The sequence below is a fragment of the Photobacterium andalusiense genome (assembly GCF_900185625.1).
GTDB classification, from domain to species: Bacteria; Pseudomonadota; Gammaproteobacteria; order Enterobacterales; family Vibrionaceae; genus Photobacterium; species Photobacterium aquimaris.
Genome location: NZ_FYAJ01000005.1, coordinates 22,018 through 34,960, shown reverse-complemented (window position 1 = coordinate 34,960; position 12,943 = coordinate 22,018). Strand labels below are relative to the sequence as shown.

10 protein-coding genes are annotated in these 12,943 nt (G+C 42.3%); 9 read left to right on the top strand and 1 reads right to left on the bottom strand.

What is annotated here, in order from left to right:
- Nucleotides 1–10 precede the first annotated feature (10 nt).
- The 7 genes from lepA to acpS all read left to right on the top strand — a co-directional run bounded on the left by lepA (nucleotide 11) and on the right by acpS (nucleotide 6,265).
- Nucleotides 11–1,807 (top strand): translation elongation factor 4, encoded by a 1,797-nt coding sequence (lepA, locus tag PAND9192_RS12925; protein ID WP_087854149.1) that lies wholly within the window; start codon nucleotides 11–13, stop codon nucleotides 1,805–1,807.
- 144 nt (nucleotides 1,808–1,951) lie between these two features.
- On the top strand, nucleotides 1,952–2,851 hold the full coding sequence (gene lepB, locus PAND9192_RS12920) for a signal peptidase I (RefSeq protein WP_087854148.1): 900 nt from the start codon (nucleotides 1,952–1,954) through the stop codon (nucleotides 2,849–2,851).
- 10 nt (nucleotides 2,852–2,861) lie between these two features.
- The gene (gene rnc, locus PAND9192_RS12915; RefSeq protein WP_060999819.1) at nucleotides 2,862–3,536 is read left to right on the top strand and encodes a ribonuclease III; all 675 of its coding nucleotides are present in this window, start codon (nucleotides 2,862–2,864) and stop codon (nucleotides 3,534–3,536) included.
- Entirely contained in the window at nucleotides 3,533–4,438 is a 906-nt protein-coding gene (gene era / locus PAND9192_RS12910; RefSeq protein WP_060999817.1) for a GTPase Era, read from the top strand. Before rnc ends, era begins: the two co-directional genes overlap by 4 nt.
- A 5-nt stretch (nucleotides 4,439–4,443) precedes the next feature.
- Nucleotides 4,444–5,157 (top strand): DNA repair protein RecO, encoded by a 714-nt coding sequence (gene recO / locus PAND9192_RS12905; protein WP_200817825.1) that lies wholly within the window; start codon nucleotides 4,444–4,446, stop codon nucleotides 5,155–5,157.
- Nucleotides 5,154–5,885 (top strand): pyridoxine 5'-phosphate synthase, encoded by a 732-nt coding sequence (gene pdxJ / locus PAND9192_RS12900; RefSeq protein ID WP_087854146.1) that lies wholly within the window; start codon nucleotides 5,154–5,156, stop codon nucleotides 5,883–5,885. The genes recO and pdxJ overlap by 4 nt, the downstream gene beginning before the upstream one ends.
- Complete coding sequence (acpS, locus tag PAND9192_RS12895; protein ID WP_087854145.1) at nucleotides 5,885–6,265, top strand: holo-ACP synthase; 381 nt, start codon at nucleotides 5,885–5,887, stop codon at nucleotides 6,263–6,265. Before pdxJ ends, acpS begins: the two co-directional genes overlap by 1 nt.
- 111 nt (nucleotides 6,266–6,376) lie before the next feature.
- On the opposite strand, the gene barA is transcribed toward acpS, so the two are convergent.
- On the bottom strand, nucleotides 6,377–9,148 hold the full coding sequence (gene barA / locus PAND9192_RS12890; protein ID WP_087854144.1) for a two-component sensor histidine kinase BarA: 2,772 nt from the start codon (nucleotides 9,146–9,148) through the stop codon (nucleotides 6,377–6,379).
- Between the two features lie 121 nt (nucleotides 9,149–9,269).
- Here barA and rlmD point away from each other — a divergent pair, with 121 nt between their 5' ends.
- Complete coding sequence (rlmD, locus tag PAND9192_RS12885; protein ID WP_087854143.1) at nucleotides 9,270–10,610, top strand: 23S rRNA (uracil(1939)-C(5))-methyltransferase RlmD; 1,341 nt, start codon at nucleotides 9,270–9,272, stop codon at nucleotides 10,608–10,610.
- Between the two features lie 48 nt (nucleotides 10,611–10,658).
- A complete protein-coding gene (gene relA, locus PAND9192_RS12880) occupies nucleotides 10,659–12,896 on the top strand; it encodes a GTP diphosphokinase (RefSeq protein WP_087854142.1) in 2,238 nt (745 codons plus the stop codon).
- The last annotated feature ends 47 nt before the right edge of the window (nucleotides 12,897–12,943 follow it).

Sequence of the window (12,943 nt, the reverse complement as noted above, 5' to 3'; positions counted from 1 at the left end):
CACGCCATTCATGAAGCACATTCGTAACTTTTCGATTATCGCACATATCGACCATGGTAAGTCGACCTTATCCGACCGTCTAATTCAAGTCTGTGGCGGCCTTTCTGATCGAGAAATGGCTGCGCAGGTTTTAGATTCAATGGATCTTGAACGCGAACGCGGTATCACCATTAAAGCCCAGAGCGTGACGCTCGATTATACGGCTAAAGATGGTGTAACTTATCAATTAAACTTTATCGACACCCCAGGACACGTTGACTTCTCGTATGAAGTATCGCGTTCACTTGCTGCCTGTGAAGGTGCATTGCTGGTAGTTGATGCGGGCCAGGGCGTAGAAGCTCAGACTTTAGCAAACTGTTACACCGCCATGGAAATGGACTTAGAAGTAGTGCCGATTTTAAATAAAATCGACCTGCCTGCAGCCGATCCTGAGCGTGTAGCTGAAGAAATTGAAGACATCGTTGGTATTGATGCTATTGATGCTGTGCGTTGTTCAGCAAAAACGGGTGTTGGTGTTGACGAAGTTTTAGAAAAAATCGTTGAAGCGATCCCTGCTCCTGAAGGTGATCCAGATGCGCCACTACAAGCACTGATTATTGACTCATGGTTTGATAACTACTTAGGTGTTGTTTCTTTAGTTCGTATCAAGAACGGTAAACTAAAGAAAAATGACAAGATCAAAGTAATGACCACAGGTCAAATCTGGGGTGTTGACCGTATTGGTATTTTTACACCGAAGCAAATTGACACCACAGAGCTAAATACTGGCGAAGTTGGTTGGGTTGTTTGTGGTATTAAAGACATTCTAGGTGCGCCGGTTGGTGATACTTTAACGCTAGCGAAAGGCGGTTGTGAAACTGCATTACCGGGCTTTAAAAAAGTAAAACCACAGGTATATGCTGGTTTGTTCCCTGTATCATCTGATGATTACGAGAACTTCCGTGATGCATTAGGCAAATTAAGCCTAAACGACGCGTCATTGTTTTATGAGCCAGAAAGCTCGTCTGCACTTGGTTTCGGTTTCCGTTGTGGTTTCTTGGGTATGCTCCACATGGAGATTATTCAAGAGCGTCTAGAGCGTGAATATGATCTGAACTTAATTACTACTGCACCAACGGTAGTCTATGAAGTGAAGAAAAATGACGGTACAACACTCTATGTAGATAGCCCTGCTAAATTACCGGCTGTAAACGATATTGATGTTGTCGGTGAGCCAATTGCGCGTTGTAATATTTTGGTACCAAGCGAATACCTAGGTAACGTAATTACTCTATGTATTGAAAAGCGTGGTATGCAGGTTGATATGGTTTATCACGGTAATCAAGTTGCACTGACATATGATATTCCGATGTCAGAAGTGGTACTGGATTTCTTTGACCGTTTGAAATCAACCTCGCGTGGCTATGCATCGCTAGATTATAATTTCCAACGTTACCAAGAATCAGACATGGTACGCGTGGATATTCTGTTAAATGGTGAGCGTGTTGACGCCTTAGCAATCATTACTCACAAAGAAAACTCACAGACTCGCGGTCGTGATGTTGTTGAGAAAATGAAAGAATTTATTCCTCGTCAAATGTTTGATATTGCAATTCAAGCAGCTATTGGTGGTCATATCATTGCACGTTCAACCGTGAAGCAGTTACGTAAAAACGTAATCGCAAAATGTTATGGTGGCGATATTAGCCGTAAGAAGAAGCTACTACAGAAACAGAAAGACGGTAAGAAACGCATGAAGCAGATTGGTAATGTTGAATTACCACAAGAAGCTTTCTTAGCGATTCTTCATGTGGGCAAAGATAAGTAGTAACCTTCTTTGTTGATAACAGTCTAGATATAATTAGGAAGTGCTTATTTAATCCGTTAAATAGCACTTTCTTTGACTTAGGCGTTTGCAGTAGAGTCAATCAACTAACTGTTGCGGTTAGTTGTATTAAACTTAAGGAATAACATGGCAAATACATTTTCAATAATATTGGTCTTAGCGACAATTTTTACCGGTATTATTTGGGCTCTAGATAAGTTTCTATGGGCACCAAAACGACAATTAAAAATTGCAGCTGCAGCAGAAAAAGCTGGTGGCCAAGTTGATGCAGAGGTACTTGCACGTGTTGCTCCTCAACCGAGTTGGGTTGAATCAGCAAGTTCAATGTTCCCTGTAATTGCATTGATCATGATATTCCGTTCATTTATTTATGAACCATTTCAAATTCCGTCAAAATCAATGTTACCAACCCTGTATGTTGGTGATTTCATTCTGGTCCAAAAGTTTGCTTATGGACTTCGAGATCCTGTTTTTGACCATAAATTCTTAAACACTGGTGAGCCTAAACGTGGTGATGTGATTGTGTTCCGTTACCCGCCAAATCCAAAAATTGATTACATTAAACGTGTAGTCGGTTTACCCGGTGATATGGTTCGTTACAGCGCTGACAAACAACTATGTATTCAGCCTCAAGGCACTTCTGTTTGTAAGCCTGTTAAATTAACAGATATGAAAGATAGCGACTTTACTCAAGGTATGGCGCGTCTGATTGAGTTTAATGAACATCTTGGTGATGTGAATCATCATATTTTGATCAACCCATTACGACGTGATAATCGTATGGCTTACGTACCTCGCCCAGGGATCGGTGAGTGGGTTGTACCAAAAGGTGAATATTTTGTTATGGGTGACAACCGTGACAATAGTGCTGATAGTCGTTACTGGGGTTTTGTACCAGAAGCGAATTTAGTCGGCAAGGCGGTAGCTATTTGGATGAGCTTTGATTTCGATCGCAAGCCTGATAGTTTACTTCCATCTTGGATCCCTACCGGTGTACGTTTTGATCGTATCGGTAGCATTAAATAATCGAGAGAAAATGACAACTCCAGCGAATAGGCTTCAGCGCAAGCTGGGCTACCAATTTAACAATTGTGAGTTGATGACATTAGCACTGACACATCGCAGTGCTAATGGCACCCACAATGAGCGCCTAGAATTTCTAGGTGACTCTATTTTAAGTTTTGTTGTTGCTGATGACTTATATCACCGTTTTCCTACTGTGGATGAAGGTGATATGAGCCGAATGCGTGCAACACTAGTCCGTGGTAAGACATTAGCTGAGCTAGGACGTGAGTTCGAGCTAGGCGACTACTTACTATTAGGTCCAGGTGAACTGAAAAGTGGCGGTTTCCGTCGTGATTCGATTCTGGCTGACTGTGTTGAAGCAATCATTGGCGCGGTTTATCTAGATAGTGATGTTGAGACTGTGCGTCAAGTCGTATTGGCTTGGTATAAATCACGTCTTGATACAATTGAACCTGGCATCAACCAAAAAGATCCTAAAACACGCTTGCAAGAGTGTCTTCAAGGTCGCCGTTTACCATTACCGTCGTATACTGTAATTAAGGTACAAGGTGAAGCTCATAACCAAGAATTCACCGTACAGTGTGATGTTTCAGGTATGGATGAACCTGTTATCGGTAAAGGCGGCAGTCGGCGCAAGGCAGAGCAGGCAGCAGCAGAAATTGCACTTAACCAGTTGGAATCATGACAGATAAACAACATTGTGGCTTTATTGCCATTGTTGGTCGACCGAATGTCGGTAAATCAACCTTGCTTAACCGTTTAGTGGGACAGAAGTTATCTATAACTTCTCGTAAACCACAAACCACGCGCCATCGCATTATGGGTGTAGACACACGTGACGGCTATCAAGCGGTTTATGTGGACACACCTGGATTGCACATTGAAGAAAAGCGTGTGATTAACCGTTTAATGAACCGCGCAGCAAGCAGTTCATTAACTGATGTCGAATTAGTGTTATTTCTTGTAGATGGCACTGTGTGGACTGCTGATGATGAGATGGTACTGAATAAGCTTATTAAAAGTGAGCTACCAACAGTATTGCTGATCAACAAAGTCGACAACATTAAAGAAAAGCATGAGTTATTTCCGCATTTGCAGGAACTAGCGAACAAAATGCCATTTGTTGATGTGGTGCCTATTTCTGCAAAGAAAGGTACTAACGTTGATACTATTGAAAAAATTGTTCGTGAACATTTACCTGAATGTGATTACTACTTCCCTGAAGAGTATGTAACGGATCGTTCACAACGCTTTATGGCGTCAGAAATTATTCGTGAAAAACTAATGCGCTTTACCGGTGAAGAATTACCGTATTCAGTGACAGTTGAAATCGAGCGTTTTGATTTTAACCCTGAAACCAACGGTTTTGATATCAACGGTTTGATTCTGGTTGAACGTAAAGGCCAGAAGAAAATGGTGATCGGTAAAGGTGGCGATAAAATCAAAGTCATTGGCCGTGAAGCCCGTTTAGATATGGAAGACCTATTTGAACGTAAAGTGTATTTAGAACTTTGGGTTAAAGTGAAATCAGGTTGGGCAGATGACGAACGTGCACTGCGCAGCTTAGGTTACATTGACGATCTATAAGGAACATAATGGAGGGCCTACAGCGTTGTTTTGTCCTTCATTATCGCCATTATAGTGAGACGAGCCTGATCCTTGATGTGTTTAGCGAGGATCATGGCCGTCTTACCCTACTTGCAAAAGGAGCGCGTCGTAAGCGTTCTAACCTCAAAGGAACCTTGCAACCCTTCACGCCATTGTTTATGAAATGGAGTGGTAAAGGGAGCATGCCTGTTCTCACTCATGCTGAGCCGATCAGTATTGGGCTGCCGTTGCGCAGCTATATTTTATATTCCGCGATGTACGTTAATGAAGTGTTAGCGCGAGTATTAGAAAACCATACCCCTTATCCAGTGTTGTTTCTTGATTATTTGAATGTGTTGCGTGAGCTTGCACAAGCGGATAATCCAGAGCCCGCACTGCGTCGTTTTGAACTCGCCTTATTACATCATCTTGGTTACGGTATCGATTTTTTGCATTGTGCAGGCAGTGGGTTAGCGGTCGACGATCATATGACCTATAACTACCGCGAACAATTGGGATTTATTGCCTCAATAAAAATCAGTCAATTGACTTTTCGTGGTAATGAATTGAAAGCTATTGCAGCAAGGTGTTTTGAAACCCCTGAACAACTTCGAGCTGCGAAACGCTTTACACGCATAGCCTTAAAGCCGTATCTTGGTTCAAAACCACTAAAAAGTCGGGAATTATTTATTCCTAGAGCAAGGAGCATCGGAAAATGAGTAACATTCTACTGGGTGTCAATATTGATCATATTGCAACATTACGTAATGCCCGTGGCACACGATACCCTGATCCTGTTCATGCTGCAGAAGTAGCAGAACGTGCAGGTGCAGATGGTATTACGGTGCATTTACGTGAAGATCGTCGCCATATCAATGATCGTGACGTACGAATCTTACGCGAAACATTACAAACACGGATGAATCTAGAAATGGCCGTTACTGATGAAATGGTGACGATAGCTTTAGAGACTCAACCTGAATATGTATGTTTAGTGCCTGAAAAGCGTGCTGAATTGACGACCGAAGGTGGCTTAGATGTTGCTGGGCAATGTGAAAAGATTACCGCAGCAACCACAGCATTAGCCGCAGCAGGGATTAAAGTGTCATTGTTTATTGATGCCGATAAACGCCAGATTGATGCAGCACTTGCAACTGGTGCACCATTTATTGAGTTACATACAGGCCATTATGCCGATGCAACCACTGAAGAAGTGCAAGCCGCTGAGCTTGAAAAAATAGCAGTTGCTGCGACTTATGCGGCGAGTTTAGGCATTAAAGTCAATGCAGGTCACGGCTTAACCTACCATAATGTCAAAGCTATCGCAGCGTTACCTGAGCTGTATGAACTCAATATTGGTCATTCTATAATGGGACGAGCAATGTTTGATGGCCTTGAAAAAGCGGTTGCTGATATGCGTCTCTTGATGCAGGAAGCGCGTGGCTAATGGCAATTCTAGGTTTAGGGACTGATATTGTTGAAATCGAGCGGATTGAAAAAGTTCTCTCTCGTAGCGGTGATGCTTTTGCTGAGCGAGTGTTATCAGCCTCTGAACTTGAACAATATTACCGTTTAAAGTTACGTGCTCGGTTTGTAGCAAAGCGATTTGCTGTTAAAGAAGCAGCGTCTAAAGCTTTGGGCACCGGCATTGCTTGTGGAGTGTCTTTTCAAGATTTTAGTGTCAGTAATGATGAACGCGGTAAGCCTTTAGTTACTTTTTCGGGTCAAGCATTAGTGTTGTTAACCGCAATGGGGGGCCAACATGTGCACCTGACGATTGCTGATGAACGGCGCTATGCTGTCGCCACTGTTATTATTGAACGTTAAACCAATGTTGATAGCGGTGATAAAAAAAACGCTAGCTGATAAAGCTAGCGTTTTTTTATAACTTTTATAACGATAGTGTAATGCCACTATGTGGTATTAATCAGTAATAGATTAACGGCGGTATTGCTTTGAAGCTTTAACCACATTATCCATTTCATCGATCAACTCAAGCAATTCAGGCTCAATATCTTCCATTATCGCATTGGCTTTTAATTCACTTTCAATAGTGTGGCAGAGGTATTTTAGCCGTGGTACGCCACTGTAAGCACAACTACCATGCAATTTATGGATTGAGGGCCACAGCTCAACAGCTTTACCATCTAGCGCTTCATTGACCAGTAATTCAACTTCTGGCATGTAATCAAGCAGCATCTGTAGCATATCTCGCGCCAAATCTTGTTTGCCAGCCGCTTGCTTTAGCGCTAATGACCAATCAAAACTAATGCTATTGTCGATAGCCTGTGGCGCGGGCTTATTCGCTTTGCTCGCTGCGGGGACTGTTAGTTGAGCGCCTGAATGGTGGCTTGGCGTGATCCACTTCGCCAGAATTTGTTGCAAAATATGCTCTTCAATTGGCTTGGTGAGGTAATCATCCATACCGGCATCAAGTAATCGCTCACGTTCACCAGCCATAGCATGAGCCGTAACCGCAATAATTGGCGTGGTATGGTTAAGCTGAGTTTTATGAATTTCTTGGCAAGCTGTTACGCCATCCATTTCAGGCATTTGAATATCCATAAAGATCAGATCAAACGCTTTTTGATGAGCATACTCAACCGCTTTTTTACCACCAGTTGCGGTAATTACTGTCTCAACTCGCTCGCCAAGTAAAGCTGAAATTAGTTTTAAGTTGGCTGGGTTATCATCGACCGCCATCACGGTTAATGGCTGCACCGGTTCTTGTGGTGGCGCTAACACCGCTAATTCTGGTTCGTTATTTTCATCATTGTTATCACACAGTGCTTCAAATAACTTTCGTGATGCAATCGGTTTACCAAGACAAAGTTCGACTCCAGTATTGGTGAGTTTTTCAGACAAAGCTAGCTCAGTAGTGGGTAAGCACACCAGTACTTTGTCGGCGATTTGCTCGGCTTTGAAAACCTGATCAAACAGTACTGACGTTGGTGGTTGTTCTGTTGGCGATAAACACAATAATGCAAAGTCATGATGTTCAACATCATCAGGCATGGTTGAACGGTAAGTAACATGGATACCGGCGTTAATCAGTCGCTGTTGCACCACTGAGGCTGCTTGCATATTAGGCTCAATCAGCAATAACTTTTTACCCATCAATGATGAGGTATCAATTAATTGTGATACTGGTAAATCGGTTTTATGCATGCGAATACTAAACCAGAAGGTTGAACCTTGATGGAGACGACTGGTTAAACTAACCTGCCCACCCATTTGACTGACCAGTTTTTGAGTGATTACAAGCCCTAAACCTGTGCCGCCATAACGACGTGATATGCTGGCATCAGCTTGGCTAAAGGCTTGGAATAATTGTGCTTGTTGACGCTCTGAGATACCAATACCGGTATCACGCACCATAAATTGCAGTTCAATATTATTATCATGCTCAGATTTAAGCTCAACCGAGACATCAATATTGCCAGTTTCAGTAAATTTAACCGCATTACCGATTAAGTTAGTGACAACTTGCTGAATACGCAGTGGATCACCAATTAAGCCTGGAGGAATACGGGTATCGATTTTAAGGGTTAATTCTAAGCCTTTCTCATGCGCACTTGGTGCTAATAAGCGCATCACATCATCAAGGGCATCGGTAAAATCAAACGGAATATTCTCCAGTAATAATTTTCCCGCTTCAAGTTTTGAGAAGTCCAAAATATCATTGATGATGGTAAGGAGATTATTGGCTGAATTTTCAATCGTCAGCAAATAATCTTGCTGATTGGTATTCAGCTTGGTTTTGAGCATTTGACGAGTAAAGCCAATTACACCGTTAAGTGGAGTCCGTAATTCGTGCGACATATTGGCCAAGAATTCAGATTTGACTCGGGCTGCTTCTTGAGCACGTTTTTTGGCGATATCTAACTCGACGTTTTGAATTTCAAGTTGCTCTAAGGTTTCGCGCAAATCAGACGTCGCCTGATCAATACTTTGCTGCATTTCAATATGGTATTCCGAGAGCGAGATTGCCATCGCATTGATACCGTTTTTAAGGGTATCAAGTTCACCTAATAATTGACCTTCGATACGAATATCAAGATGTCCGCGGCGAATTCTATCAACCACACTGATCATATGAGAAATCGGGCGAGTAACATCTTGCATTAATCGATATGCAAACAGCGACGATAAACTTAAGCCGAGTAAGAGCACCATTAAGGCGGTAAATACTTCTTGATATTGCTGTAATCGTAGTGAGCTTAAATCGAGCTCGATGGCAATATAGCCCAGAGGTTTTCCTAATGAGCTGGCACTGGTATTGGTTCCAAATTGGCCTTCAGTCAAAATGGGAGTGCGTAAAATGAGGGTATTATCACTGAGTTGGGTATCTAACAAGCGCGGAATGGGCTTATCGTCAGGATACATAAATGAGGCAAAATTACGATGAAAGTTAGAGGTCGCAAATATTTTATTGTGATCAGTAAATACCGCAATACTACGAATAATATCGGAATGCTTGCGATGGGTATAACCAATCAAACGTCGAATTGCCTCGCGATTTTTTTCGGTCATGCCATATTCTGCCGAAATTGCTAACGGCTCAATAATACTTGTTCCGGTCGAAATCAATTGATGTTCGAGATCTTGATAGCGGCTCATGGTAAAAAAAGCGCTTAATAACAAGCCGATTATCAGTGTAGGTGCTAATGTCAGGGTAAAGACCCTGGCACGAAGTCCATATTTGGTCATGGTTCTCTTAATTACAAGCAAGCGATTCTGTGGGAGAATTAGTACCTATCTATATTCCTAGTTTGATTAAACATAGGACTATGCAACAAATACTCAAAGTCTGAACGGTGAGCAAAACACTATGGCACGCTTTTTTAAGCCTCAAAAACGTAAAACTGACACCAAACATAAAGAAATTACTATTAATCGCTTAGATCACCATGGCGCTGGTATTGGTCATCTAAACGGTAAATCTGTCTTTGTGGATGGTTTACTTCCGACTGAAACCGCAGTGGTACAGTTAACGGAAGATAAAAAAAATTACGCTCGTGCTAGAGTGATTAAACGCCTTTCAGACAGTAATGCCCGTATTAAACCCCATTGTGCGATCTATGACCAGTGTGGTGGCTGTAATTTGCAGCATTTATCGCATCAAGGCCAAGTGATTGCTAAACAACAAGTGCTGAGTGAGTTAATGGCAAAGTTTGCAGTCATTGATCAAGCAAATTGCATTCAACAACCACCGATTATCAGTCAAGCTTGGCATTATCGTCGTTGTGCACGGGTTGCGGTTCGTGTTGAAAATAATGGCCAGTTACAGTTTGGCTTTCGTAAAAAGCAAAGCAATGACATTGTTGATGTTAGCACGTGTCCAGTATTGGCCCAGCCATTGAATGAGCTGTTACCGCCTTTACGTGAGCTATTAAACAGTTTAAAAGGCCGTCGATTTATTGGTCATATTGAATTGACGCATGCAGATAATGGCTGCGTGGTGCTAATTCGCCATCTTGCTCCTTTTAACGCCGACGATAGTGCGTTAATTCAAGCCTTTGCAGTCCAACATAATATCATGCTGTTTTTGGCGCCAGAAACCGATGAACTAATCCACAGTTATGGTGACCAACCTTATTATGAGATTGAAGGGCTGAAACTGACCTTTTCACCAAAAGACTTTATTCAGGTAAATGGTGATGTAAATCGTAATATGGTCGCTCAAGCTATCGAATGGCTCGATGTTCAGCCTCAAGATAGGGTGTTAGATTTATTCTGTGGTTTGGGTAACTTTAGCTTACCGATGGCTCAGGATGCTAAAGCTGTTGTCGGTGTTGAAGGCATTGATGAAATGGTGTTACGTGCCACAGACAATGCTCAAGCAAATACACTACACAATGCCACTTTTTATCAGGCTAATTTAGAACAAGATGTGACGAAATTAGTGTGGGCACAAGAGCAATTTGATAAAATTTTATTAGATCCTGCGCGTGCTGGGGCAGCAGGAGTGATGGAACATGTGGTTAAGCTTGCACCAAATAAAGTGGTGTATGTTTCATGTAACCCAGCCACATTGGCACGTGACAGCCAAGTATTATTGCAACAAGGTTATCAATTAGAGCGTCTTGGTATGTTGGATATGTTCCCTCATACCGGGCATTTAGAATCAATGGCACTGTTTGTGAAGGTTCAAAAAAAGCAGAAAAAATAGCAACAGCAATTACATTTATTGCCATTAAATAGTAAACAGGATAGAAACATGGTCGCAGTACGTGGAGCACATCTAAAAGAAGACACGGCATTTGAGCTCGCCTCATGGGTCGAAAGTTTACGTTTGGATGCAAAAACGTTTGGACGTTTAGAGGGAACTTACCTGCGTTGTCAGGAGCTCATTGTTGATCAGGAAAATGGTGCGCTATTGTTATGGCGTGGCCGTGAAATGGTTGAGATTCTGGTAACGCTAAGCATGGATACCGATACATTAATATCGGCAATGCTATATCCATTAGTTGAAGCGGGTTGTTATAGCCATGAACAAGTAAAAGAAGACTACAACGCCAATATTTTGCACTTGGTGCAAGGTGTTGAGCAAATGTGTGCCATTAGCCAGCTTAAATCGACCGCAGAAGAAGCGGCGCAATCAGCACAAGTTGATAGTATTCGACGAATGTTACTCTCAATGGTTGATGATTTCCGCTGTGTGGTTATCAAGCTTGCCGAGCGTATCTGCAACTTACGTGAAGTTAAAAATGAACCTGATGCTGTACGTCGCGTGGCGGCTCAAGAGTGTGCCAATATTTATGCACCGCTAGCTAATAGACTGGGTATTGGACAGTTGAAATGGGAAATTGAAGATTATGCTTTCCGTTATCAACATCCTGAAGTGTACAAACAAATAGCCAAACAGCTTTCAGAGCGCCGTATTGATCGTGAAGATTATATTACTCACTTTGTTGATGATTTATCTGATGCGATGCAAGCATCAAATATTCGTGCTGAAGTACAAGGCCGACCAAAACATATTTACAGTATTTGGCGCAAAATGCAGAAGAAGAGCTTAGAGTTTGATGAGCTTTTTGATGTGCGTGCGGTCCGTATTGTGGCGGAAGAGCTGCAAGACTGTTATGCCGCATTAGGAGTGGTACACACCAAATATCGTCATTTACCGAAAGAATTTGATGACTATGTTGCTAACCCTAAGCCTAACGGTTATCAATCTATCCATACGGTTGTGCTTGGTCCTGAAGGTAAAACCATTGAAATTCAGATTCGTACCAAGCAAATGCATGAAGAATCAGAGCTTGGTGTGGCCGCGCACTGGAAATACAAAGAAGGGCCTGCGGCCTCTGGTGGTGCTCAGTCTGCGTATGATGAAAAAATAAATTGGCTGCGTAAATTATTAGTATGGCAAGAAGAGATGTCAGATTCTGGTGAGATGCTAGATGAGCTTCGTAGCCAAGTGTTTGATGATCGTGTCTATGCCTTTACACCCAAAGGTGATGTAGTTGACTTGCCATCAAATGCGACGCCGCTAGATTTTGCTTACCATATTCACTCAGAAGTGGGACATCGCTGTATTGGTGCTAAAGTTGAAGGCCGAATTGTGCCGTTTACTTACCATTTGCAGATGGGTGATCAAGTTGAAATTATCACTCAAAAAGAACCTAATCCTTCTCGCGATTGGCTCAACCCGAATCAGGGGTTTGTGACCTCAAGTCGTGCTCGCGCAAAAGTAAATGCCTGGTTCCGTAAACAAGATCGCGATAAAAACATTATTGCAGGTAAAGAGATCCTTGAGGCTGAGCTTACGAAAATTAATGCGACCTTAAAAGATGCGCATGCTTATGCGAGTAAACGTTTTAATGTTAATTCGCCGGAAGAGTTATATGCGGGGATTGGCAGCGGTGATTTGCGTATTAACCAGATTATTAATCATATTAATGCGCTAATTAACAAACCAACCGCTGAAGAAGAAGATCAACAACTGCTAGATAAGTTGTCTGAGGCCAGTGATAAAGCCTCTCACAATAGCAAAAAACCACACCGTGATTCGGTGGTGGTCGAAGGGGTTGATAACCTAATGACCCATTTAGCGCGTTGTTGTCAGCCGATCCCTGGTGATGATATACAAGGCTTTGTCACTCAAGGACGTGGTATTTCCGTTCACCGTCATGATTGTGAGCAACTAGAAGAACTGCGTCACCATGCACCAGAACGTATTATTGATACGGTTTGGGGTGGTGGTTTTGTTGGTAACTATACTATTACGGTGCGAGTGACAGCTTCTGAGCGTAATGGCTTACTTAAAGAACTTACCAACACCTTAATGAATGAGAAAGTTAAAGTTGCTGGCATGAAGAGCCGAGTGGATTATAAAAAGCAAATGTCGATCATGGACTTTGAACTTGAGTTAACCGATTTAGATGTATTAAGTCGCGTATTAAGTCGTATTGAGCAAGTAAAAGATGTTGCTCAAGCTAAACGTTTATACGGCTAACGATGATAGGCAACATCAACCACAGAAATAGGTAGCTTCGGCTACCT

Excerpts from the sequence above, each read along its gene's own strand:
- era (WP_060999817.1), top strand. The coding sequence starts at position 3,533 with ATGACAGATAAACAACATTGTGGCTTTATTGCCATTGTTGGTCGACCG.
- pdxJ (WP_087854146.1), top strand. The coding sequence starts at position 5,154 with ATGAGTAACATTCTACTGGGTGTCAATATTGATCATATTGCAACATTA.
- relA (WP_087854142.1), top strand. The coding sequence starts at position 10,659 with ATGGTCGCAGTACGTGGAGCACATCTAAAAGAAGACACGGCATTTGAG.
- acpS (WP_087854145.1), top strand. The coding sequence starts at position 5,885 with ATGGCAATTCTAGGTTTAGGGACTGATATTGTTGAAATCGAGCGGATT.
- lepB (WP_087854148.1), top strand. The coding sequence starts at position 1,952 with ATGGCAAATACATTTTCAATAATATTGGTCTTAGCGACAATTTTTACC.
- rnc (WP_060999819.1), top strand. The coding sequence starts at position 2,862 with ATGACAACTCCAGCGAATAGGCTTCAGCGCAAGCTGGGCTACCAATTT.
- rlmD (WP_087854143.1), top strand. The coding sequence starts at position 9,270 with ATGGCACGCTTTTTTAAGCCTCAAAAACGTAAAACTGACACCAAACAT.
- barA (WP_087854144.1), bottom strand. The coding sequence starts at position 9,148 with ATGACCAAATATGGACTTCGTGCCAGGGTCTTTACCCTGACATTAGCA.
- lepA (WP_087854149.1), top strand. The coding sequence starts at position 11 with ATGAAGCACATTCGTAACTTTTCGATTATCGCACATATCGACCATGGT.